Origin of the sequence: Streptomyces sp. NBC_01497 (genome assembly GCF_036250695.1) — a bacterium.
GTDB lineage: Bacteria > Actinomycetota > Actinomycetes > Streptomycetales > Streptomycetaceae > Streptomyces.
On sequence record NZ_CP109427.1, the window covers coordinates 609,851 to 632,507 of the forward strand.

The 22,657-nt window shown below is 72.3% G+C and carries 21 protein-coding genes and 1 pseudogene; 6 read left to right on the top strand and 16 right to left on the bottom strand.

Features of this window, described 5'->3' with window-relative positions; all coding sequences use genetic code 11:
- Position 1: 1 nt before the first annotated feature.
- Together OG310_RS02680 and OG310_RS02685 are read right to left on the bottom strand one after the other, a co-directional pair.
- Positions 2–1,342: an extracellular solute-binding protein gene (locus OG310_RS02680; protein WP_329454246.1), complete on the bottom strand. Its 1,341-nt coding sequence runs from the start codon at positions 1,340–1,342 to the stop codon at positions 2–4.
- Positions 1,343–1,582: 240 nt separating this feature from the next.
- Entirely contained in the window at positions 1,583–2,602 is a 1,020-nt protein-coding gene (locus tag OG310_RS02685) for a LacI family DNA-binding transcriptional regulator (RefSeq protein WP_329454247.1), read from the bottom strand.
- A gap of 152 nt (positions 2,603–2,754) precedes the next feature.
- On the opposite strand from OG310_RS02685, the gene OG310_RS02690 reads away from it, so the two are divergent.
- From OG310_RS02690 to OG310_RS02705, 4 genes are all read left to right on the top strand, one after another.
- Positions 2,755–4,641 carry a glycoside hydrolase family 2 protein gene (locus OG310_RS02690; RefSeq protein WP_329454248.1) on the top strand — a complete coding sequence of 629 codons (1,887 nt, stop codon included), beginning with the start codon at positions 2,755–2,757 and terminating at the stop codon, positions 4,639–4,641.
- 325 nt (positions 4,642–4,966) lie between these two features.
- Entirely contained in the window at positions 4,967–5,233 is a 267-nt protein-coding gene (locus tag OG310_RS02695; protein WP_329454249.1) for a hypothetical protein, read from the top strand.
- A gap of 341 nt (positions 5,234–5,574) precedes the next feature.
- Complete coding sequence (locus tag OG310_RS02700; protein ID WP_329454250.1) at positions 5,575–5,952, top strand: DUF779 domain-containing protein; 378 nt, start codon at positions 5,575–5,577, stop codon at positions 5,950–5,952.
- 220 nt (positions 5,953–6,172) lie between these two features.
- On the top strand, positions 6,173–6,709 hold the full coding sequence (locus tag OG310_RS02705; protein ID WP_329454251.1) for an EF-hand domain-containing protein: 537 nt from the start codon (positions 6,173–6,175) through the stop codon (positions 6,707–6,709).
- A gap of 52 nt (positions 6,710–6,761) precedes the next feature.
- Here the strand turns inward: OG310_RS02705 and OG310_RS02710 are convergent, their stop codons facing one another.
- The 7 genes from OG310_RS02710 to OG310_RS02740 form a co-directional block, all read right to left on the bottom strand.
- Entirely contained in the window at positions 6,762–6,956 is a 195-nt protein-coding gene (locus tag OG310_RS02710; RefSeq protein WP_329454252.1) for a hypothetical protein, read from the bottom strand.
- A 238-nt stretch (positions 6,957–7,194) separates the two neighbouring features.
- Positions 7,195–8,316, bottom strand: a complete 1,122-nt coding sequence (locus OG310_RS02715) for an acyl-CoA dehydrogenase family protein (RefSeq protein WP_329454253.1) — start codon at positions 8,314–8,316, stop codon at positions 7,195–7,197.
- Positions 8,313–9,521 carry an acyl-CoA dehydrogenase family protein gene (locus OG310_RS02720; protein WP_329454254.1) on the bottom strand — a complete coding sequence of 403 codons (1,209 nt, stop codon included), beginning with the start codon at positions 9,519–9,521 and terminating at the stop codon, positions 8,313–8,315. Before OG310_RS02720 ends, OG310_RS02715 begins: the two co-directional genes overlap by 4 nt.
- Complete coding sequence (locus tag OG310_RS02725) at positions 9,521–10,486, bottom strand: NADPH:quinone oxidoreductase family protein (RefSeq protein ID WP_329454255.1); 966 nt, start codon at positions 10,484–10,486, stop codon at positions 9,521–9,523. The genes OG310_RS02720 and OG310_RS02725 overlap by 1 nt, the downstream gene beginning before the upstream one ends.
- A gap of 248 nt (positions 10,487–10,734) precedes the next feature.
- Complete coding sequence (locus tag OG310_RS02730; protein WP_329454256.1) at positions 10,735–11,487, bottom strand: nucleotidyltransferase domain-containing protein; 753 nt, start codon at positions 11,485–11,487, stop codon at positions 10,735–10,737.
- A gap of 424 nt (positions 11,488–11,911) precedes the next feature.
- Complete coding sequence (locus OG310_RS02735) at positions 11,912–12,160, bottom strand: DUF5133 domain-containing protein (protein WP_329454257.1); 249 nt, start codon at positions 12,158–12,160, stop codon at positions 11,912–11,914.
- Positions 12,161–12,393: 233 nt separating this feature from the next.
- On the bottom strand, positions 12,394–13,134 hold the full coding sequence (locus OG310_RS02740; protein ID WP_329454258.1) for a PIG-L deacetylase family protein: 741 nt from the start codon (positions 13,132–13,134) through the stop codon (positions 12,394–12,396).
- 97 nt (positions 13,135–13,231) lie between these two features.
- On the opposite strand from OG310_RS02740, the gene OG310_RS02745 reads away from it, so the two are divergent.
- Positions 13,232–14,395 carry an ATP-binding cassette domain-containing protein gene (locus OG310_RS02745; RefSeq protein ID WP_329454259.1) on the top strand — a complete coding sequence of 388 codons (1,164 nt, stop codon included), beginning with the start codon at positions 13,232–13,234 and terminating at the stop codon, positions 14,393–14,395.
- Positions 14,396–14,609: 214 nt separating this feature from the next.
- Here OG310_RS02745 and OG310_RS02750 read toward each other — a convergent pair whose 3' ends face one another.
- Complete coding sequence (locus OG310_RS02750) at positions 14,610–16,043, bottom strand: APC family permease (protein ID WP_329454260.1); 1,434 nt, start codon at positions 16,041–16,043, stop codon at positions 14,610–14,612.
- Positions 16,044–16,260: 217 nt separating this feature from the next.
- Between OG310_RS02750 and OG310_RS02755 the strand changes: the two genes are divergently transcribed.
- The gene (locus OG310_RS02755; protein ID WP_329454261.1) at positions 16,261–17,232 is read left to right on the top strand and encodes an acetylxylan esterase; all 972 of its coding nucleotides are present in this window, start codon (positions 16,261–16,263) and stop codon (positions 17,230–17,232) included.
- A gap of 82 nt (positions 17,233–17,314) precedes the next feature.
- Here the strand turns inward: OG310_RS02755 and OG310_RS02760 are convergent.
- The 6 genes and pseudogenes from OG310_RS02760 to OG310_RS02785 all read right to left on the bottom strand — a co-directional run.
- Positions 17,315–18,274, bottom strand: a pseudogene (locus OG310_RS02760) (ABC transporter substrate-binding protein); the annotation flags it as partial.
- On the bottom strand, positions 18,271–18,945 hold the full coding sequence (locus OG310_RS02765; RefSeq protein WP_329454262.1) for an ABC transporter permease: 675 nt from the start codon (positions 18,943–18,945) through the stop codon (positions 18,271–18,273). The pseudogene OG310_RS02760 and the gene OG310_RS02765, both read right to left, overlap by 4 nt.
- Positions 18,942–19,622: an ABC transporter permease gene (locus OG310_RS02770; RefSeq protein ID WP_329454263.1), complete on the bottom strand. Its 681-nt coding sequence runs from the start codon at positions 19,620–19,622 to the stop codon at positions 18,942–18,944. The genes OG310_RS02765 and OG310_RS02770 overlap by 4 nt, the downstream gene beginning before the upstream one ends.
- A gap of 378 nt (positions 19,623–20,000) precedes the next feature.
- Entirely contained in the window at positions 20,001–20,450 is a 450-nt protein-coding gene (locus tag OG310_RS02775) for a cupin domain-containing protein (RefSeq protein ID WP_329454264.1), read from the bottom strand.
- 70 nt (positions 20,451–20,520) lie between these two features.
- Positions 20,521–21,102, bottom strand: a complete 582-nt coding sequence (locus OG310_RS02780) for a UbiX family flavin prenyltransferase (protein WP_329454265.1) — start codon at positions 21,100–21,102, stop codon at positions 20,521–20,523.
- Between the two features lie 49 nt (positions 21,103–21,151).
- Positions 21,152–22,612 carry a UbiD family decarboxylase gene (locus OG310_RS02785; RefSeq protein ID WP_329454266.1) on the bottom strand — a complete coding sequence of 487 codons (1,461 nt, stop codon included), beginning with the start codon at positions 22,610–22,612 and terminating at the stop codon, positions 21,152–21,154.
- Positions 22,613–22,657 lie beyond the last annotated feature (45 nt).

Genomic DNA, 22,657 nt, shown 5'->3' on the forward strand with positions numbered 1-22,657 from the left:
CTCACTTCATCGTGACCGGCGGTCGGGCCGTGGTGTAGCGCCCGAGGTCCGCACGCATCGCGGCGACGGCACCGGCCGGGCCGAGCCGCCCCGCGAGGACCTCGATGATCGTCGCGCCCACGGTGTTCTGGAAGTCCGAACCGGCACCCGTGTACCAGGCCACCGGGTCGTACTGGGCGTTGAAGGCGGCCTGTACGTAGTTGCGTTGCGGCGACTGGTCGAGGAACCCCTTGCTGCGCTGGATCGGCAGCCAGGCCGGCACATGGCCGCCGTGCGCCCAGGTGGCGCTGTGGTCGAGGACGCTCCTGATGAAGCGTGCCGCGAGCGCGGTGCGCGCCGCCGAGCGCCCCGGGTTGCGCGGAACGACCAGCGCGTGCGAGTCCGCGTAGGCCACCGGCTTGGGGCCGAGCAGCGCGGGGAAGGGCACCACGTTGAAGTGGAGCCCCTTGACGAGCCGGTACGAGGGGATCTGCCATTCCCCGTCGAACAGGAAGCCCGCCTTGCCGGTGCTGAACAGGACGTTGGCGCCGGAGCCGTTGAGCTCCTTCGGCATCAGGCCGGGGCCGGTGAGGCTCTGCATGAAGGCGAACGTCTCCTCCATCGCGGGGGCGTCGATGTCGGTCGCGGTGCCGGAATCGGTGACGACCGGGCCGGCGAGGCCGGAGTAGATCATGCTGAAGTAGCGCCAGGCCGTGGACGGATCGGCGGTGATGGACATCGCCGCGCCGTAGGAGGCGCCGGCGTCCTTCATCGCCTTGAGCGCGTCGATGAAGTCGGTGCTCCTCGCCATCGGTTTCAGGCCGTCGCCGGAGGCGTCGAGGAGACCTGCCTTGCGCGCCAGGTCCACGTTGTAGAACAGCACGAACGGGTGGGTGTCCAGTGGCACCGCGTACACCGTCCCGTCCACGGTGGCCTTCTTCCAGGCCGCCGGTGTGAACCGGTCCGCGGTGATGCCGAGGTCCGTGACACCCACCTCGTCGACCGGTTCCAGCAGGCCGGCGGCCGCCAGCAGGGGCAGCCGCGAGAGATGCGAGATGCCCACGTCGGGTGGCGTACCGCTGGCGGTGGCCAGGGCCAGCTTGGTGTAGTACGGGTTTCCCCAGCCCAGAATGGTCGCTTCGAGGGACACGCCCGGATGTGACGTCCGGAACGCGTCCTCCATCAGCACCATGTTGGCGCCGTCACCGCCGGTGAACAGGTTCCAGAAGATGACGTCCGCGGCGTCCGGCTGGGAACCCGTCAGACCGGAGGCCAACGGGGACGAACACGCCGACAGCCCACCGGTCAGGGCCAGGCCGCCACCGAGTGCCAGGAGCCGTCGGCGCGTCATCGCTCCGCCCATGGGGGTATTCACCTCGTTGGTTCGATGTGACCTCGTTGGCGCAGACGGTCGCACATGATTTGCATCGATGCAATAGACGGAACGGAAATCGCCCGCCCGTCCTGGTGACCCGCGTGGGCAGGGGCGTTCGGCGCCGTGTCGACGTACGAGCCGGGTCCGCCTGCCCCGGCTCGTGACCGCTTCGGGCGGAGCCCGGCCATCGCCACCGGTGCTGCCGGGACAGTGCCCCGGGCGGGGCGGCTACCCCCGTCGCAGTGAGGACTCGCGCACGACCAGCCGGAAGGGCGTCGCCTCCTGCCGTGCGCCCGACCCGCCCGACCCGCCTGCGCTCCCGGCACCCATGCGCTGTCCCTGCTCGTCCAGCAGGCTCAGCGCGCGTTCGGCGATCGCCTCCAGGTCGGGCGCGATCGAGGTCAACGGCGGGTGGGTGTAGGCGGATTCCGGTACGTCGTCGATGGCGGCCACCGCGATCTCGTCGGGTACCCGCACCCCCGAGGCGTCCAGCGCACGCAGCGCGCCGACGGCGAGTGCGTCGTTGAAGGCGAAGATCGCGTCGGGCAGCGGACCGTCGCCGTCCAGCAGGTTCCTCACGGCCTCGTAGCCCTGTGCCCGGTTCCAGTCCTCCACCGGGACGACCAGCCAGTTGACCCGCCGCACGCCGGCGGCGGACAGTGCCTGCCGGTAGCCCTCGGCACGCTGGCGTCCGTTCTCGCTGCCGTTGCGGCCGAGCGCCACGATCCGCCGGCACCCCTGCTCGACCAGGTGCTCCACGGCGGTGCGGGCCGCGGCCACATTGTCGATCCCCACACGCGGGAAACGGTCGCCGACATCGTGTTCGCCGAGCATGACCAGCGGAAAGTCCGGAGCCGTCGCCGCGACGTCGGCCGCCGGCACCGTGAGGGCACTGAAGAGCACGCCGTCGGCCACATTGGTCAGGCCGCCCGCCAGGATGCGCCGTTCCGTCTCGCGGTCGCCCTCCGTCGACTCGACCAGCACCGTGATGCCGCGCCGGGCCGCCGCCCGGATGACGGCCTGGGCCAGTTCGGCGAAGTAGGGCTCGGCGAGGAAGGGCACCGCGAGGGCGACGAAGCCGGTACGGCCCGAGCGCAGGCCGCGGGCGAGGAAGTCCATCTTGTAGCCCAGCTCGTCGAGCGAGCGCTGCACGCGGGCGCGCGTCTCCGGCCGGACGTGGGTGTAGCCGCTGACCACGTTGGACACCGTCCGCACCGACACGCCGGCGTGCTCGGCAACATCCCGCATGCGCACTCTGGCCAACGGTCGCACCCCTCCGCTCGGGTCGGGCGCTCGCCGGACGACGGCCGCCACCTTCTTGCATCGTTGCAAACGATCACTCATGATGAGCGGATTCCGATTGTACGGAATCCACGGCCGGCGAGTCAGAAGGAGGAGCCGTGAGGGCGAGTGAGCAGGAGGGTTCGTACCCGAGGCCGATGCTCTGCCGTGAACGGTGGAGCAGCCTGGACGGCGTCTGGGAGTTCGGGTACGACGACGGCGACACCGGCGAGGGCGCCGCGTGGTTCTCCGAGTCGGCGCCCGGCGGGTTCGACCGGGAGATCACGGTCCCCTTCCCGCCGGAGTCACCCGCCTCCGGCATCGGTGACACCGCGCCGCACGCGGTCGTCTGGTACCGCCGCCGCATACCGCACGCGACGCTGGCCGGTGCCGCGGGTGATCGGACACTGATCCACTTCGGGGCGGTCGACCACCGCGCGCGGGTCTGGCTGGACGGTCGGCTCGTGACCGAACACATCGGCGGACAGAGCCCGTTCAGCGCCGATGTCACGGACGCGATGCGCCCGGACGCGGCCGAGCACGTGCTCGTGGTGCGCGCCGAGGACGACCCGGGCGACCTCGCCGTACCGCGCGGGAAGCAGGACTGGCGGGAGCGCCCGCACGCCGTCTGGTACGAACGGACGACCGGCATCTGGCAGAGCGTCTGGACCGAGTCCGTCCCGGCCCAGCACATCACCGACCTTGCGTGGATCACCGACCCGAAGCACGGTGTCGTCGCCGAGGTGACGCTCGCCCGGCCGGTGCACCGGCCCCTCACCGTGGACATCGAACTCCGTCTCGGCGAGCGCCTCCTGGCCCGGACGTCCACCGTGACCACCGGCCGGCGCACCCGGATCGACATCGTGGTCCCCGCCCTGGCCAACGGGATCGACCGGGAGGCGCTGTGGTGGCGCCCCGAGTCGCCGGTCCTCGTGGACGCGCGGGTGACCGTACGCGAACCCTCGGCACCCGCGTCAGTGGATGTGCCGGACGCCGCAAACACCGTGGACGCCGTGGACAGCGCAAACACCGTGGACACCGTGGACAGCTATCTGGGCCTGCGCTCCGCAGGCGTCGGGCGCGGAGCGTTCCTCCTCAACGACCGCCCCTACTACGTCCGTTCGGTACTCAACCAGGGCTACCGGCCGGACACACTGCTGGCCGCCCGCGGCACGGCGGAACTGCGCCGTGAAGTCGAAATGATCAAGGCGATGGGCTTCAACGCGGTCCGCGTCCACCAGAAGGCCGAGGACCCGAGGTTCCTGTACTGGGCGGACCGGCTGGGCCTGCTGGTCTGGGGCGAGACGGGCGCGGCGTACGCGTACGGCACCGAGGCCGTCGAACTGCTGACCCGCGAGTGGCTGGACCTGGTACGGCGCGACCGCAGCCACCCGTCGATCGTCACGTGGGTGCCGATCAACGAGAGCTGGGGCCTCTCCGACATCGCGCACGACCCCGCCCAGCGGAACTACTCCAGGGCGCTGGCGGGCCTGACCAGGGCCCTCGATTCGACACGGCCAGTGGTCTCCAACGAGGGCTGGGAACACACCGACAGTGACATCCTCGGTGTGCACGACTACAGCGGGGACGCGACCGTGCTGGCGGAGCGCTACGGGGACGCCACCGGCTTCGCCGCGGTCCTGGCCGGGCCCGGCCCCCAGGGACGGGTCATCTCCCTCGACGAGCGGCAGGACGCGCGGTTCGCGGCGGGCGACGCACCCCTGATGATCACCGAGTTCGGCGGTCTCTCCCTGGCGGGCGAGAAGGACGAGTTCTTCTACACCCAGACCACTTCCGACACGCAGTACGCGGCCCTGCTCGGTGAGCTGTTCGGGGCGCTGCGGACGAGCCCGCTGGTCGCGGGCTTCTGCTACACGCAGTTCATGGACACCGCGCAGGAGACCAACGGCCTGCTCTTCCACGACGGCACGCCCAAACTCCCGCTCGACTCGATCCGCCGCATCGTCACGGGCATCGAGACGGGCGAGGCCCCCGAGGCCGGCTGACCGGACGGGACCGGGCCGGGTCCGGTGTCCCGGGGCGGCGCGGTTCGGGTGTCCCGGCCCGCTCGGGTCGCGTATCCCGGAGGCGCGCCCGGGTCGGGTGTCAGGCGAGTGTGTTTCGCCCGGCTTCCGGACCGGCCGGCGCCCGGCAGGTATCCGCGCCTGCCGACCGCGGCCCGAACAGCGGCCGGTCGGCGAGCCGAGGGGTGCACGGCGTACGGGCGTGCCGCCCGGCGCGGGGTGCCCCGGCCGGGTCGAGCCACCGCGACATCCCGGGCACGCCCGGTGGCCCCCGAGACCGGGCGACGATGCCCGTAGCATGCGGTTCATGAACCGACCCGCAGACGACACCCCCGCCCCCGCCCTGCGGGAGGCCGCACGCACACCCGAGTTCTGGCGGGCGCAGATCGTCCGTCGTATTCCGGCGGACCCCGATGTCAGCGGCCAGGAACTGTTCAGCACCTTCCAGAAGCTGTACCGGCGCCGCATCGCGCGGGAGATCGAGGAACGCGGCCTGACCGGCGCCGCCGAGATCACGGCCGCGCTGCGCGCCGGAGAGCTCGGGGAACTCTGGGACCTCACCGACCCCCGCTGATTGTCGTCGGTGCCTGCGGGCGGCGGGGCGGCCGAGCGGTCGGCGGCGGAACGCCGTGGGCGGCCCGGGTCCGAGGGCTCGCCCCGCGTGGCCACCCGGACCGCTCGCACGCGTGCGGTGGTCGCCGCCCCGGCAGGTGGCACTGTCCCCGGTCGCCGTCAGGGGGCCTCGCGCCGAGGAGATCGCCGTGCTCGCGCCGGACGCCGACACCTCCCGCCCTGCTCTCCGGCCGGACCGCGACGACACGCCCCGGGGCGAGTTGCCGTGTCCCTTCCCTGGACCGGGCCGGCTCCCTCCGGGACAATGAGCCGTGTTCCGCCCGTCGAGAGAGAGGCGGCACCATGGATCAGCAGACAGCGCCGGCGCGCGAGACTCCGCTCGTGGAGGTGACGCCGACGGCCGCGGATCTCATCCGGCGGCTGCGCGACGCCCACGGGCCGTTGATGTTCCATCAGTCGGGCGGCTGCTGCGACGGCAGCGCACCGATGTGTTTTCTCCAGGGGGAGTTCCGTACGGGTGCTTCCGACGTGCTGCTCGAATCGCTGCGGGTCGAGGGCGTTTCGGAGGCCGTGCCCTTCTGGATGTCCGCGGGCCAGTACGAGGCGTGGCGTCACACGCGGTTGATCGTCGACGTGGTCCCGGGCCGCGGCAGCGGCTTCTCGCTGGAGGCCCCCGAGGGAGTGCGGTTCCTCATCAGGTCGCGTGTGATCGGGACGTAGACGGTCCCGCGTGAGGACCGGGGCCCACGAGACGGGAGGGGCGCGCCTCACCCAACTCGGCCTGGTGGTGGGGATGATCGCTGATCATGCCGCCGCGTAGGCGGGTTCATTCCTTCTGATGAAGCGTCACCGTGCGTGCTGATGAGACGGCTTCACCTTCCGCATAGTGGAACGGCCGGTCACAGGTGACCGGTTCGTCCTCGCGAAAGGTGAGCTCGTCATGCGCAGCGAAGCGATCGACCGCGTCAGACTGATCTTCGATCTGTTCGACGCCAATGGCAACGGCGTCCTCGAATCCGACGACTTCGACCTCATGGCCGACCATGTCGTCGCGGCCGTACCGGATGCCGAGGAGGACGCGAAGGCCGCCATGGTGGCGGCCTTCGGCACGTACTGGACAACCCTGCTGCGCGAGTTGGACGCGAACCGTGACGGCCGGATCAGTTTCGAGGAGTTCAAGGACTGCGTCCTTGCTCCGGAGCGGTTCCACGACGCCCTGGAGGACTTCGCGACCTCCCTCGCGAACCTCGGCGACCTCGCGGGCGACGGGTACGTCACCCGCCCGGTGTTCGTGGCGCTGATGACCGCGATCGGTTTCCGGCTGCCCAACATCCACGCGCTGTTCGACGCGTTCGACCCCACGGAGGACGACCGGATCCTGGCCGCGACCTGGCTCACCGGGATCCAGGAGTACTACGCACCCGACAAGGCCGGCATTCCCGGCGACCGGCTGCTCGGGGTGCCCGTGACGGGCTGAGCCGCGGGTACGGCCCCGTCGCGGACGGCCGTCCGCGGGCCGCCGGCGGCCGTCACGGCCGGATGCTGCTGACCAGGTCGGCGGTCGACGAGACACCGTTGCTGATGCTGGACGCCATGCTCGTGCTCGCCAGCAGGAAGCCCAGCAGCATGCAGACCACGGCGTGCCAGATCTTCAGGCCGCCGCTGCGGATGAAGATCACCGCCATGATCGCGAGCAACAGCAACAGAGACATCGAGATCGCCATCGTGCACCCTCCTCCGCCGCAGGTGTTGCGGCGCATGGGCGTCAGTGTGGCGGAGCAGACGCGCCGTCCGGCCGTATGACGTGTCCGCCGTTCGGGTGATGGCGGGGCGGTCACCGTTACGGGCCCTGTCGCGGGGGCCCGTAACCGGCCTCGCGGCACGGCGACAGTATCGGCGACGGGCCACGACATGTGGCCCGTCGCCGCCCGAGGATGCGCCGTGGCGCAGGGCCGTCCGCGCTCAGGTCCCGGAGGGAGCCGGCAGGTCGACGAGCCCGGCCAGCGCCTCCTTGTGCCGCCCCGCGGTACCGAAGGCCGCCTCGTCCGCCTTGGCGCGCTTGAGCGCCAGATGCGCGGGGTGCTCCCAGGTCATGCCGATGCCGCCGTGCAACTGGACGCACTCCTCGGCCGCGTGCACGGCGACCCGGCCGCAGTAGGCGCCCGCGACGGCGACCGCGAGTTCCGCCTCGGGGCTGCCGGTGGCGAGCGCGTCGGCGGCGTTGCGTGCGGCGGCGCGGGCCGAGACGATCTCCACCCACAGCTGGGCCATCCGGTGCTTGAGCGCCTGGAAGGAGCCGACCGGCCGGTTGAACTGGTGGCGCTCCCTGGTGTGCCGGACGGTCTCCTCCAGGCACCATTCGGCCACGCCCAGCTGCTCGGAGGCGAGGAGTCCGGCGCCGCTCAGCAGGCCGCGGCGTACCGCCGTGCGGCCCGTGGGCCCGTCCGCGAGGCGCAGCCCCGCCGAAGCGGGGACCGTCACGGCCGCGAGGGGCCGTGTCAGGTCGAGCGGCGTGAGCGGACGGATCGTGACGGCCGGGTCGGCGGTCTCGACCGCGTACAGCCCGTCCTCCCGCAGCGTGAGCAGGACATCGGCACGCGCGGCGTCCGCGACGCTCGTCACCGTCGCGGCCGGGGCGGCGAGCCGGCCGTACGGCGCGGTGGTGAGCGGCAGGGCGAGGACGGCGACGCGCCTGCCGGTGGCGAGCGCGGTGACGAGTCCCGCGACGTCGGGCAGGTCGGTGTCGCAGCCGAGCAGGGTCTGCGTCGCGAGGACGGAGCTGGTGAGGAACGGCGCGGGTGTGACGGCCCGGCCCAGTTCCTCCAGTACGACGGCGGCCTCCCGGTGACTCGCCCCCTGCCCGCCCAGCTTCTCCGGTACGAGCAGACCGGCGGCACCGATCCCGCCGGCGAGCAGGTCCCAGAGCCCCGCGTCGTAGGGGTTGCCGGACTCGGCCGCGGCGAGCGCGGCGGCCGGGTCCGCGCGGTCGGCGAGCAGGTCCCGCACGGCCGCGCGCAGATCGTCCTCGGTCTGCGAGTACAGCAGGTCGGGGGTGCCGGGGACGGGGGTCTCCGTGCTGGTCATCGCGTCAGGTCCTTCCATGCGACGTCCTTGTCGTTGCGCGGCTCGGACGGCAGGCCGAGAACGCGTTCCGCGACGATGTTGAGGAGGACCTCGCTGGTACCGCCCTCGATGGAGTTGCCCTTGGAGCGCAGGTAGCGGTATCCGGCGTCGCGTCCGGTGAAGTCGACGTGCTGCGGCCGGCGCATGGTCCAGTCCGAGTACAGCAGGCCCTCGTCACCGAGGAGTTCGACCTCCAGGCCGCTGATGGCCTGGTTGAGGCGGGCGAACGTGAGCTTCATGCCACTGCCCTCGGGGCCCGGCTGGCCCTGGGCGAGCTGCTGCCGCAACCGCTCGCCGGTGAGGCGCCCCACCTCCGACTCGACCCACAGGTCGAGAAGACGCTGGTGCAGCTCGTGGGTGCGCAGCTCCGGGCGCTCGCGCCAGGTCGCGGCGGCGGGTCCGATCATGCCGCCCTCGCGCGGCTGCCGGGCGCCGCCGATGGACACGCGCTCGTTCATCAACGTGGTCTGGGCGACGCGCCAGCCCTCGCCTACGGCGCCCAGGCGCTGGGCGTCGGGGATACGCACGTCGGTGAGGAAGACCTCGTTGAACTCGGCCTCGCCGGTGATCTGGCGCAGGGGACGCACTTCGACGCCCGGGTCCGTCATGTCGCAGACGAAGTACGTGATGCCGCGGTGCTTGGGCAGGTCGGGGTCGGTACGGGCGATGAGGATGGCCCAGCGCGCGAGGTGCGCGCTCGACGTCCAGACCTTCTGGCCGTTCACGATCCAGTCGCCCGTCGCCTCCTCGCGCACGGCGCGGGTGGCGAGCGCCGCGAGGTCGGAACCCGCGCCGGGCTCACTGAACAGCTGGCACCACACCTCCCGGCCGGTCCACAGCGGCTTCAGGAACCGTTCCCGCTGCTCCTGGGTGCCGTATTGCAGCACGGTGGGCGCGGCCATGCCGAGGCCGATGCCGATGCGGCGCGGGTCGTTGCCGGGAGCGCCGGCGGCGGCGAGTTCCGCGTCGACGACGGGTTGCAGCGAACGCGGCGCGTCGAGGCCGCCGAGGCCGACGGGGAAGTGGATCCAGGCGAGACCGGCGTCGAAGCGCGCGTCGAGGAAGTCCGCCGGGTCCGTGGTGGCGGGCGGGTGGTCCGCGAGCAGCCGCCGGGCGCGGGCGCGCAGGTCGTCGGCGCCGGGCGGGGTGGCAGCGGTGCCGGCCATCACTTGGCTCCTTCCGGTACGACGACGACCCGGCCCGTGGTGGTGCCGTCGGCGACGCGCTGGACGGCGTCGGCGGCGTCGGCGAGAGCGACACGGTCGCTGACGAAGGGCGCGATCCTGCCCTGCTCGGCGAGGACGGTGAGGCGCTCGTGGCAGCGGGCGACGGCGGCGGGTTCCTTCGCCGCGTACAGGCCCCAGTGCAGGCCGAGGATGGAGTAGTTCTTCACGAGGGCGTGGCTGAGCGCGGGTGCGGGGATGTCGCCGCTGGTGAAGCCGATGACGACGATGCGCCCCTCGAAGGCCACGCACTTGGCGGACTTGGTGTAGGCGTCGCCGCCGACCGGGTCGTAGACGACGTCGGCGCCACGGCCGCCGGTGACGTCCTTGACGGCGGCCACGATGTCGTCGGTGTGCCGGTCGAGCACCAGGTCGCAGCCGAGCTCGCGGGCGGCCCCGGCCTTCGCCGGGCCGCCGACGACGCCGATGACGGTGGCGCCGGCCGCCTTGCCGAGCTGCACGGCGGCGCTGCCCACTCCCCCGGCGGCCGCGTGCACGAGCAGCGTCTCGCCGGCCTGGAGGTGGGCGCGGCGGTGCAGGGCGAACCAGCCGGTCTGGTAGCCGATGTGCAGGGCCGCGGCCTGTGCGTCGTCGAGTGCGGCGGGGGCGGGGAGCAGGGCTGCCTCGGTGGCGAGCGCGTAGTCCGCGAAGCCGCCGTGCGGCAGCGCCACGGTGCCGATGACGCGGCGGCCGTCCTCGGTGCGGCCACAGATCTCCACGCCGGGCGTGAACGGCAGAGGTGGCCTTATCTGGTACTGCCCGCGGCACAGCAGGGCGTCGGGGAAGTTCACGTTGGCGGCGCTGACCGCCACCCTGACCTGCCCGGGTCCCGGCTCGGGCGGCTCGATCTCGGCGAGGCGCATCACCTCGCCCGGCTCGCCGTTGCGGTGCACTTGCCATGCCTGCATTCGGGCCTCCACACACGATGGGCAGTAGGGCGTCCCGCCGCATACTAAGCGGTCGCTTGCGGGTGAGGGAACCGGGTCAGGGGTGCGTTCACCGCGGAAGCCGGGCCGGGAGGCGTCTCGGGCGGATCGCGGACCGGTCCTCCGCGCGGACCCGCTGGGCCGGAGCCCGGGTGGCCCCGGACCGGGCAGGGCACCGGCCGGGACGAGGGCCGTACGGGATCTCTCCTCGCGCGGCGCCCGCCCACGGCTCACCGCCGAGCCGCCTCGAAGAGGCCCTGCGCCTCAGTGACCGCCCGCGCCAACGACTCCGGTTCCGGTCGCAGCCGGGACATGATCGCGTCGGTGCCCCGCAGGCCGGCCCGTTCGAGGAGGCGCTTGTCGTTGGTGACCCACTCACCACGTGCGGCCAGCACCGCGTGGGCCGTCTGTGCGGCCGCGACGGACAGCGCGCCCGCCACCTCGCTCAATCGGCCGTGCGGGACGTGGGCGGCCTTGGCGTACTGGAGGGTGAGGGCCGCCCTTTCGCGCCACACCGGCGGGGCCGTCGCGCGCAACCGCGGCGGATACCCGGGGCGGGGCAGTGCTCCGCGCAGGACCTGGTTCAGGCCCAGTTCGGCGACCACCAGGTAACTGGGGACGCCCGCGAGGTGGAACATCAGCGGCTCCCAGTGGAAGCGGCCGTGCCGGGCCTCGGTGAGTTCGTGTTCGACGGCGTCGAGGTCCCGGTAGTGGACGTCGACGCGTCGGCCGTCGATCGTGAGCCAGGCTCCGCCGTTGAACACCCCGCCGCCCCAGTCGCCGATCCCGGACACCTCGCCGTCCCAGCCGACGGCCCGTAGGGACGCCGGCTCGAAGGCTCCCCGGTAGTAGACGGCCAGGTCCCAGTCGCTGTCGGGAGTATGGGTGCCCTGGGCGCGCGAGCCGCCGAGGGCGACAGCCCGTACGGCGGGCAGCGCGGCAAGCCGGTCGGCGACGTGGTCGAGGAAAGCGGGGCCGGTCATGGATGTCCGGGGCATGGGGATCCGATCGCGCGAAGTGGATGACGGACGGCGCGGGCGCACCCGGTGAACACCGGAGCGGGAGCTCGAACGGCGTCACATGGCGTGCCGGGCGTGTCATCACTTCACGGCGGCGACCTTACCGCCGCGGGCGGGTGCCCGGTACGGGCATGTCGCGCGGCGGACGCCGCCGCCGGAGCCGTGGCGAGCCCGGAAGGGCCGCCTCCTTACGAGGCGGCGGGAAACCCACACCCGCGTACGCGTAGGCGGGCGAAGCACACCGCTTTGGAGGGCACCCCTCTGTACGAGGCCGCCCGTCACGGGTCCCTACGCGGCCGGCGGTGAGCCGAGACGCGCGATGGCCCGGCCGGACGTGCCGGCCGGGCCATCCGGTGCGTGGGCCTCGCGCGTGGGCGGGGCCGGTGAGTCAGGCCCCGCCGCGGGCGCTGTCGGCGTCGGCGAAGAGCGGGACGGGGCGGATGTGACGGAGATAGGACTCCGCCTTGAGGATCGCCTCACGGGCCGTGCGCTGGCCCATCAGGACGCAGAGCGTGTAGGCCACGTCCTCGAAGCGCCTTCGCGTGGTCTCGTCGTACGGGTCGGCGAGCACCAGCCGTTCCCAAGCCCGGTAACGGCCCAGCAGGTCGGCGACCAGGTGTCGGTCCGGCAGCAGCATCTCTACCACTTCCAGCGGTGGTCGGTCGGTCCCGCTCGCCGTATCGAGACGTGCGCCTTTGGACGTGGCGACGCGGGCGGAAGACGGGACCTGCGCCGCAGCGACGCCCCGCTCCCCAGCTCATTCTCACCCGGTCGCCATGTTTGCGCCTGTCGAGACGCGTGGTGCCGGTCCTACCGGCCCTCTCCCCGCCCTGAGCGCGATCCCGGAACGCTCCCGAGCGGAAGCCGTCGTCAGCGCGGGAACAGTTCGAAACCCACTGCCGGCCTGCCCCCGAACCTCGGCGCCAGTGCCCCGGCCGCCCCGGTCAGGAACGTACGGCAGTAGTCCTCGGGCTCCTGGTCGGTCAGCGCCTCCACGTAGGTGCGGTGTTCGAGCAGCGAGGCGACCGCGCGTTCGAGACCGGGGCCCGCGTCCACGGCGTGGGTGGGCGAGGCGGACCCGGCGACGGCGACCCAGCGCACGCCGTCCCAGGGGGCGAGGCCCCGCCCGGTCAGTTCGGGGAAGATCCACCGGTTTCCGGCGTCGCACGCCGCGTCCAGCGCTGCCCGGCCGACGGCCCGGTGATCGGGGGTGTTCCAGGCGACGCCGCCCCAGGTGTCCCGGTGGTTGACCGTGATGACCAGTTCGGGGCGGTGGCCGCGGATCGCGGCCGTGATGTCCCTGCGCAGCTCCGGGCCGTACGCGACGACACCGTCGGGGTGGCCGAGGAACTCCACGGCGTTCACCCCGACCACGGCGGCGCCTGCCCGCTGCTCGCGTTCGCGCAGCGGCCCGCACTTCTCGGGAGCGATCGTGTCGATCCCCGCCTCGCCCCGGGTGGCGAGGACGTAGTTCACCTCCCGCCCCTCGTCCGTCCACCGCGCCACGGCCGCCGCGCAGCCGCACTCCAGGTCGTCGGGGTGCGCCACGACGGCGAGCGCGCGCTCCCAGTCGGTCGGCATCGGGGCCAGCTGTTCGGTCGGCTCTGCCATGCGGCGACTATAGGCACGCCGGGGTGCCGGTACGGCTCTTCCCCCGGACAGGTCCCGGCCGTGTGCGGGCGGGACCCGCCGCTCCTACGGTGGGAGCGTGATCCGGTTCGAGCAGGTCGGCAAGGTCTATCCGGACGGGACGACGGCCGTCGACGGCCTGTCGTTCGAGGTGGGTGAGGGCGAACTCGTCACCCTGGTCGGTCCTTCGGGCTGCGGCAAGACGACCACGATGATGATGGTGAACCGGCTGATCGAGCCGACCTCGGGACGCATCCTCGTCGGCGGCGAGGACATCGCGCACGCCGACCCGGTGCGGCTGCGGCGGGGCATGGGGTACGTGATCCAGCAGGCGGGCCTCTTCCCGCACCGCACGGTCCTCGACAACGCGGCGGCGGTGCCCCTGCTGATGGGCTGGAACCGGACGAGGGCCCGCGCACGGGCGGCGGAGCTGCTGGAGCTCGTGGGGCTGGACCCCGCGACGTACGGCGGCCGGTATCCGGGGCAGCTGTCCGGCGGGCAGCGCCAGCGGGTCGGCGTGGCACGGGCCCTCGCGGCGGACCCGCCGGTGCTGCTGATGGACGAGCCCTTCGGCGCGGTGGACCCGGTCGTGCGGGAGCGGCTCCAGGGAGAGTTCCTCGCGCTTCAGGCCACCGTGCGCAAGACCGTGCTGCTGGTGACGCACGACATCGAGGAGGCGGTCCGCATGGGTGACCGGATCGCGGTGTACGGCGAGGGCCGCATCGCGCAGTTGGACACACCCGCCGCCGTGCTCGGCGCGCCGGCCTCGTCCTACGTGGCGGAGTTCGTCGGCGCGGACCGGGGCCTGAAACGGCTGTCGGTGACGGCGGTGAAGGCGCCGGACCTGGAACAGCCACCGGTGGCGAGGACGGACGAGCGGGCGCGCGATGTCGCCCGCAGGTTGCGGCGCACGGGCACCCGCTGGGCCGTCGTCCTCGACGCGGACGGCGGACTGCACGGCTGGGCGTCGGTACGGGAGCTGTCACGCGCGGACGGCGCGGCCCGCGTCGGCGAACTGGCGCGGCGCATGGAGGCGTGGGTGCCGCTCGGGGCGCCGTTGAAGCGGGCCTTCGGCGAGATGCTCCAGCACGACGCGGGGTGGGTCGCGGTGCTGGACGGGGACCGCTTCGCGGGGGTGCTCACCCCCGCCGGGCTGCACGAGGCGCTGCGCAGGTCGGTCGACGCCGACGCGCACGCGATCGCGCGCGGCGACGTCGACTTCGCGTCGGTGTCCGACGCCTGACCGCCGGGGCTTGGATTGTCGGCCCGCCGGGGCCCGCTCGACGGCGCCTCCCATGGGTCCGGGCTCGCGCGTTCACGTGCCCACCGCGTGCGGGCGGAGCCCGTGGGCCCGACGCGTCACGGTCGGCCCCCTGGCTCGGACGCCGTCCGTTTCGGACCCCTGGTGCGTACGTCCGTCTCGGACTCCTGGTGCGGACGCCCTTTCGGACCGTGATTCAGACGCGGTCCGTTTCAGGTGCCGCGTCCGGGTTCTCCATGGCGGTCAGGTCGGGCCTGCGGCCCGTCAGGAGCAGTCCCAGCAGCAGGATCACGCCCACCCCGAGCCACACGAAGCCGAGGCGCTGCGCGGCGACCTGCGCGTTGATGACGACGTACGCGAGGATGGCGAAGCCGATCACCGGGGCGATCAGGTGACTGAAGTACCTGCGGCTGCGGTTGCGTACGACGTAGTGCCAGACGACCGCGACGTGCAGCACCAGGAAGCCCGTCAGCGCCCCGAAGTTGACCAGGGTGGACAGCAGGGTGATGCCGTCGTCGCGTGAGGCCGACCACAGGCCCAGCACCAGCGAGACCCCGGCGACCAGCAGGGTGGCGTTGACCGGCACCCGCCGGGTCGGGTGGATCTTGGCGAGGAAGGCGGGCAGTTGCCGGTCGCGCGCCATCGCGTACAGCAGCCGGGACGTGGCGGCCTGCGCGACCAGGGAGTTGGCGAAGCCCCAGGCGATGGCCGTGGCGAGCGCCGTGAGATCGGCGAGCCAGCCGCCCGCCGCGACACGCGCCGCGTCGTAGAAGGCGGTGCCCTTCGGGTCGCCGCCGCTGATCAGGTGTCCGGGGTGGGGGACGAGCAGGGCGGCCACGAAGGTCTGGACGATGAACAGGGAGCCCGCGAGGAGCAGCGCCCCGATCATGGCGCGCCCGATCGCGCGAGCGGACTCCTTGCTCTCCTCGGCCATCATCGAGATGCCGTCGAAGCCGAGGAAGCTGAGGGCGGCCACGGAGACGGCACCGAAGACGAGGGACCAGGAGAACGTGTGTCCGTCGTAGACCGGGGACCAGCTGAACCCGTGGCCCTTGCCCTGGGCGAGGGCGACCACGGCCACCACCAGGAAGATCACGAGGACGATCGCCTCGAAGACCAGCATGATCTTGTTGAGACGCGCGGTCATCTCGATGCCCCGGTAGTTCGCCGCCGTGTTGAGGACGACGAAGAAGACCACCCAGGCCCAGACCGGGATCCCCGGCACGAGCGAGTTCATCGCGACGCCCGACGTCAGGTAGAGCAGGCTCGGGACCAGGACGTAGTCGAGCAGCAGCATCCAGCCGGAGAGGAACCCGACGGGCGCCGCGATGCCGCGGCCCGCGTAGGAGTAGACAGAGCCCGCCATGGGGAAGGCCCGCGACATCTGCGCGTAGGACAGGGCGGTGAACATCATGGCGACCATGCCGACGGCGTACGCGAGGGCCACCATGCCGCCGGACGCCTGAAAGACGCTGCCGAAGATCCCCATGGGGGCGATGGGCACCATGAAGACCAGCCCGTACACCAGCAGGTCGCGGAAGCTGAGCGAGCGCCGCAACTGCTGCTCGTAGCCGTACTTCTCGATGCTCTCGGGACCCTGGTGTGGTGGCTCCCCGGGAATGCCGGTCATCGCGGTTCTCCCTTTCCGGACCCGGACGGACGGCAGACGGACAACGTGCGGACGACGGGGGCGTGGGGCCGGGCCCTGACCGGGGGCAGAGCCTAGGGTGCGTGGGTGTCGCGCCGATAGGGGTCGTCGCCGTCCTCACCGAATACGCACTTCTGCGCCGGGTCCCACGCGACGTACGGTGTGACCGCTCTCCCCCGACGATCAAGGTGGTTCCCCGATGGCCCTGTTCGACATGGACCTCGACCGGCTGCGCGCGTATCGCGGCGCGTCACAGGAGCCGGCCGACTTCGACTCCTTCTGGGCCCGCACGCTGGAGGAGACCAGGGCGTACGGGCTGGAGGCCCGGTTCGAGCCGGTGGACACGGGGCTGAGGAAGGTGGACGTCCTCGACGTGACGTTCGCGGGCTTCGGCGGCCACCCGGTCAAGGGCTGGCTGTTGCTGCCCGCGGCGACCGCGCGGCCGCTGCCGGTGGTCGTGCGCTACCTCGGTTACGGCGGCGGGCGCGGCCTGCCGCACCAGCACCTGCTGTGGCCCGCGGCCGGGTTCGCGCACTTCGTGATGGACACGCGGGGTCAGGGCGCGGGCTGGGACGGCGGGGACACACCCGATCCGGTGGGCAGCGCGTCCGCGTTCCCCGGCTTCATGACGAAGGGCATCGAGGACCCGGACACGTACTACTACCGGCGCCTGATCACCGACGCGGTGCGGGCCGTGGAGGCGGCGCGTTCACATCCGCTGGTGGACGCGGAACACACCGCGGTGACCGGGGACAGTCAGGGAGGCGGTATCACGCTCGCCGTCGCGGGCCTGGTGGACGACCTGGTGGCGGTCGCACCGAACGTCCCGTTCCTGTGCGACTTCCCCCGTGCCACGACGCTGACGGACAAGGCGCCCTACCGGGAGATCGGGAACTACCTGAACACCTACCGGGGCCGTACGCACCGGGTGCGCGAGACGCTCGCGTACTTCGACGGGGTGCACTTCGCGGCGCGCGGGCGGGCCCCCGCCCTGTTCTCGACGGCCCTGGAGGACCAGACGTGTCCGCCTTCGACGGTGTTCGCCGCGTTCAACGCCTACGGCAGCGACGACAAGGCGATCGAGGTGTACGACTTCAACGGCCATGAGGGCGGTGGCCCGTATCAGGAGGCGGTGCAGCTGAAGTGGCTGCCGCCGCGGCTGATGTCCTGAGGCCGTCGCGCGGCGTGGCGGTGGGGGCGGGCGGGCCGCCGCCGCCGCCCGCCTGGCCTCTTGCCTCGCCGCTGCCGTGGGCCGGGATCAGCCGTCGCGATGCGAGATAGTGCCGCGCGACGTCCTCGGGCAGCCTGCGCCAGCTGTCGACCTGTTCGTTCATGGACGCCAGGTCCGCGGTGGTCAGGGCGCTGCCGAGACGGTCGAGCACGGCGGCGATCCGGCGGCTGCCCGCCCGGGCGCGGTTGGCCACCGGCACGATGTGGTCCGCGTTTTGGAGGTGCCGGTCGTCGCCGAGGATGACGAGGCCGAAGTCATCGAGGGTCGCGTCGGTCGTCGTGGTGACGAGCATCTGGTCCCGGCCGCGCTGCACCGCCCGCTTGGAGGGGGTGGTCCCGATGCCCGTCGGGTCGATGCCGGTGACGCGGACGTGATAGACCGAACGCAGGCCGGGCGCGCAGTAGGGGCGCGAGACGCACTCGTCGCCCGCGGCGAGGCGCACCGGAAGGCGGGCCCGTCCGACGTCGCTGAGGTCGCGCAGGTGGTGCCGCGCCGCGTACGCGCGGGTGACGGCGTACGCGTTCTGGTCGACGGCACGGCCGGGCGCGAGGACGGTGAGGCCCCGGCGTGCGGCGAGCGGGCGCAGCGCGGACAGGGTGGCGCCGAGCCGGGGAGATCCGACGGGTTTCGCGTCGGACCCGTGCGCCTTCGTGTTCAGCCAGTCGGCGAAGGTGGCCGCGTATTCCGGTACGAGGTCGATCTGCCCGCTCTCCAGGGCGGGCTCGTAGATCTCACGGTTCGTTACGGACAGGACGCGGGTGCGGTAGCCGGCGTGGTCGAGGAGCAGGGCGTACATCCGGGCGAGCAGGTCGCTCTCGGTGAAGCCCGCGGAGCCGATCGTCAGGTGGGTGGCGTCGCCGGGCGGCGCGGTGACCTGGCCCCGGCTCTCCAGCGACGGGCCGGCGACGCAGCCGGCGAGGAGCACGGTGGCGGCTGTGAGCATGGCCGCCGCACGCACCGCCCCGCGGGACTCAGCCGTCATGTCCGCCCGCCCCGGTAGCGCTCGGGCGCCAGCCGCAGCGCGAGCTCGAAGGCGCCCTCCACAAGAAGCGCGAGGACGGCGACGAGGACGGCGCCCGCGACGACCTGCGGTGTGGAGGCCAGGTTGAAGCCCGCCGTGATGATCCGGCCGAGACCGCCACCGCCGACCAGCGCGGCGAGGGTGGCCGTCGCGACGAGCTGCACGGCGGCGATCCGTACACCCGTCAGGACGAGTGGCAGGGCGAGCGGCAGCTCCACGCGCAGCAGCTGCTGGGTACCGGTCATCCCCATCCCGCGCGCGGCCAGGACCACGTCGGCGTCGACGCCCCGCATGCCGACCCAGGCGTTGGTGAGCAGCGGCGGGATCGCGAAGAGGACGAGCGCGACGATCGTCGGCCACTGCCCGTAGGAACCGATCGGTGTGATGAGCAGCAGGACCAGGACCGCGAAGGTGGGGACGGCCCGGCCCGCGTTGGAGATGTTGACGGCGAGCGCACCGCCCTTGCCGATGTGCCCGAGGACGAGCGCCACCGGCAGTGCGATGGCGCAGCTCAGGGCCAGGCAGACGGCGGTCAGCCCGAGGTGCTGCAGGAGCCGGTGCCCGATGCCGTCGGGGCCCGCCCAGTGGTCGGCGCCGGCCAGCCACGACCAGGAGTTCCCGAGGACGCTCACGGGCGCTGCCGCCTCACCCAGGGGGTGATCAGCCACTGGACGCCGAGCAGCAGTACATCCGCGAGGACGGCGATGACGACACACAGCACGGACGCGGTGAGCACCTGCGCCTTGAAGAAGGTGTTCATACCGGCGTAGATGAGGTTGCCGAGACCGCCGTGGCCGACGATCGCGCCGATGGTGACGAGCGAGACGGCGGAGACCGTGGCGATGCGCAGGCCGGCCATCGCGGCGGGCAGCGCGAGCGGCAGCTCGACGGTGAACAGCAGGCGCAGCGGGCCGTACCCGAGGCCGCGGGCCGCCTGCCGGGTCTCCTCCGGCACGGCCCGGAGCCCGGCGAGGATGTTGCGCACGAGCAGCGTCAGGGAGTAGAGGACGAGCCCGGCGACGACAAGTGACGCGGACAGGCCGTAGAGCGGGAGCAGCAGCGAGAACATCGCGAGCGACGGGACGGTGTACAGCACCGTGGTGAAACCGAGCACCGGGCCGGCGGCCCAGCCCCGGTGGCGCGCGGCGAGCGCGAGAGGCAGCGCGATCAGCAGGCCGAGGCCGACCGAGACCGCGGTGAGCTGGACGTGTTCGACGACGGCGTCGGCGAGGATGTGCCGGCGGGTGGAGACGTAGGCGCCGCAGATCCACTCGTTGCGGGCGAGGCAGTCGTGCGGGGCGGCCGTCATCCTGCCATTCCAGCCGCGCACGGATGCGCGCGCGCCCCGGACTGACCCGTACGGGCGGCTGCACCGCTCCCCCGGGGTGGCCCGGAACCGCACCGACCGCGGCCCCGGGCCCACGGGCCGGTGCGGGCCGTGCGCCGGTGCGGGCCGTGTGCCGGTGCGGGCCGTGCGCCCGTGCGGGCCGTGCGCCCGTGCGGGCCGTGCGCCTCGTGCGGGCCGTGCGCCCGTGCGGGCCGTGCGCCCGTGCGCGGGGAGCCCACGGACCGATGCGTCGAGGTGAGCCCGGCGCTTCGCGCCCGCCGCCGGGCCGCCTGCCGTCGTCGCTCTGTCGGGCAGGACCGGACGGAGCACACCCGGGCGGGGCGCGGGTGCCCGGTGGGCTCAGGCCGGGTCGCCGTCGTATTCGGAGTAGTCCGCGAAGTCGAAGCCGGGGGCGACGACGCACGACACGAGGACCGGCTCGTCTCCCGCGGGTTCCGCCGCCTGCCACTCGCCGGCCGGGATGAGGATCTGGGGCCGTTCGCCGGCCGCGACGGACATACCGAGCAGCCGGGTCGTGTGCTCGGCGGGGGTGGCCTCCTGACCGCCGAAACGCAGGCGGAGCGGGCCGCCGCTGTGCCACAGCCACAGTTCGTCGGAACGCACCCGGTGCCAGCGCGAGCGCTCTCCGGGGTGGAGGAGGTAATGGATGCCCGTCGCGTAGGCACGGGGGCCCGGGTAGCCGTCGGGGGTCGCGCTCGCCCCGGTGCGCCAGGTCTCGCGGAACCAGCCGCCCTCGACGTGCGGTGCGAGGTCGAGTTGGCGCACGAGCGGTGAGATGTCGTCTGTCACCCGGGCATCTTGACACGCGCCGGGGCCGCCGCCGGGCCGGCGACGGCCCCTCGGGGGCGCGGCGGTGGCGTCAGCCGGTCCAGCGGGGGAACGTCTCGTTGGCGACATGGAACTGGTCGAGGATCTTCCCGCACGTCTGGCGCAGCAGGTCCTCGATGGTCCGCGGCTGGTGGTAGAAGGAGAGCACGGGCGGCAGGATGGTGCCGCCCGCCAGCGTCACCCGCTTCATGTTCTCGATGTGGATGTAGTTGAGCGGCGTCTCGCGTGCCACCAGCACCAGCGGGCGCCGTTCCTTGAGGGTGACGTCCGCGGCGCGGGCGAGGAGGTTGTCGGAGTTGCCGGTGGCGACGGCCGCGAGGGTCCGCATCGAGCACGGCACGACGACCATGCCGAGCGTGACGAACGAGCCGGAGGAGACGGCCGCTCCGAGGTCACGTGTGTCGTGGACGACGTCGGCGAGCTTCTCGACCTCCGACGGGTCCTGGCGCAGTTCGCGTTCGATGCTGAGCCGGGCGCCCGCCGACATGACGAGATGGGTCTCGACGGTGCCGAGTTCCCGGGCGATCTCCAGGAACGTCACCGCGAGTTGGGGCGCGCTGGAGCCCGACACCCCGACCACGAGTCGCGGCCTGTTCCCGTCCGTACCTGCCATGTCCCTCTCCCTCACCACTGTTCTCGTCCGGCCGGTGCCACGGCGCTCTTCACCGGTACAGGTGCGGGTACTTGGCGCGTACCTGCGCCGCCAGTCGCGGGGAGCTCTGGGCCACGGTGGGGAACGTGTCGCGGCGCTCGTAGGGGATGCAGGCGTCGATGACCATGCGCGAGTTGTAGAGCCGGTCGTAGTCGGTGACCAGGGTGTCGAGCCGGGACGACCAGGTCCGGCTCAGTGTGGTCGTCATGGTCTTCGGATCGCATCGGGTGCCCATCGCCCAGATGACCTCGTGGATGTCGCTCGGATCGATGTCGTCGTCCACCACCACGATCCACCGGCCCACGTAGCCGACCGGGTTGACCTGGGAGGCGACGAGCCCGACCTGGGTGGAGTGGCCGAAGTAGCGCTGCTTGACGGACACCACCACGAAGGTGCGCCCCGATCCGGCCTGGTGGGCCCAGGCGCTGACGACGTCGGGGATGCCCGCGCCCTCCAGTGAGTCAAGGAGCGCGGCGGAGCGCAGGAAACACCGCTCGAAGAGGTGCGCGTGCGGGGGCTTCTGGCTTGCCGCGCACGTCAGGATGGGATTGTCGCGGTGGTAGACGCGATTGATGCGGACGACGGGTTCGCTCTTGGCCTCGCCCGCGTAGTAGCCGTGCCACTCACCGAACGGTCCTTCCTCCACTGTCTCGTCCGGCAGGATCTCGCCCTCCAGGACGATCTCCGAGCGGGCCGGGAAGGGCAGCCCGGTGAGCTCGCCCTCGATGACCTCGTGCGGACGGCCCATCAGGCCGCCGCACCACTCCAGTTCGGGGACCTGGTCGGCGAGGGTGTAGCCGGAGGCGAGGTACGTCACGGGGTCCATGCCGACGATGATGACCACGGGGCACGGCTTGCCCGCGTTCAGGTACTTGTCCCGGTGGATGCGCCCCTGTTTGCCGTTGGAGATGTACGAGGCGCAGGTGTTCTTCCCGGTCACCTGGACGCGGTAGGTGCCGAGGTTGACCCGGCCGGTGTCGGGGTCCCGGGTGACGACACCGCAGGCGGTGCCGATGTACCGGCCGCCGTCGAGCTCGTGGTGGACGGGCACGGGGAACATCGACAGCAGGTCGATGTCGTCGCCGCTGACCACGTTCTGAAGGACGGGGCCGTCGTCCACGGTCTTCGGCGGGATCCGGTCGAACCCCTTCTTGATGACCTTCCGGAAGGTGGTGAGCATCTCGGCGCGGCTCCTGGAGGCCTCCGGCTCCATGCCGAGCGCCAGGGCGAGGCGCAGCGGTGATCCGAACATGCCGTAGAGGCAGCGGTTCTGGTCCGGATAGCCGGGCACCTGGTCGAACACCAGCATCGGGGACTTCTCCACCTTCTGCCGGTAGAGCACCTCGGTGACCGCGCCCATCTCCTTGTCCCAGTGGGCCCCCGAGACGACCTCCAGTTCACCGTGGTCGTCGACGGCCTCGATGAAACTGCGCAGATCGCTCTGGATGACGTCGCCGGGCAGATTCGGCATGACTGTGGGCCTCCTGTCGCCGCGGCCCTGTGCCGGGCCGATTCG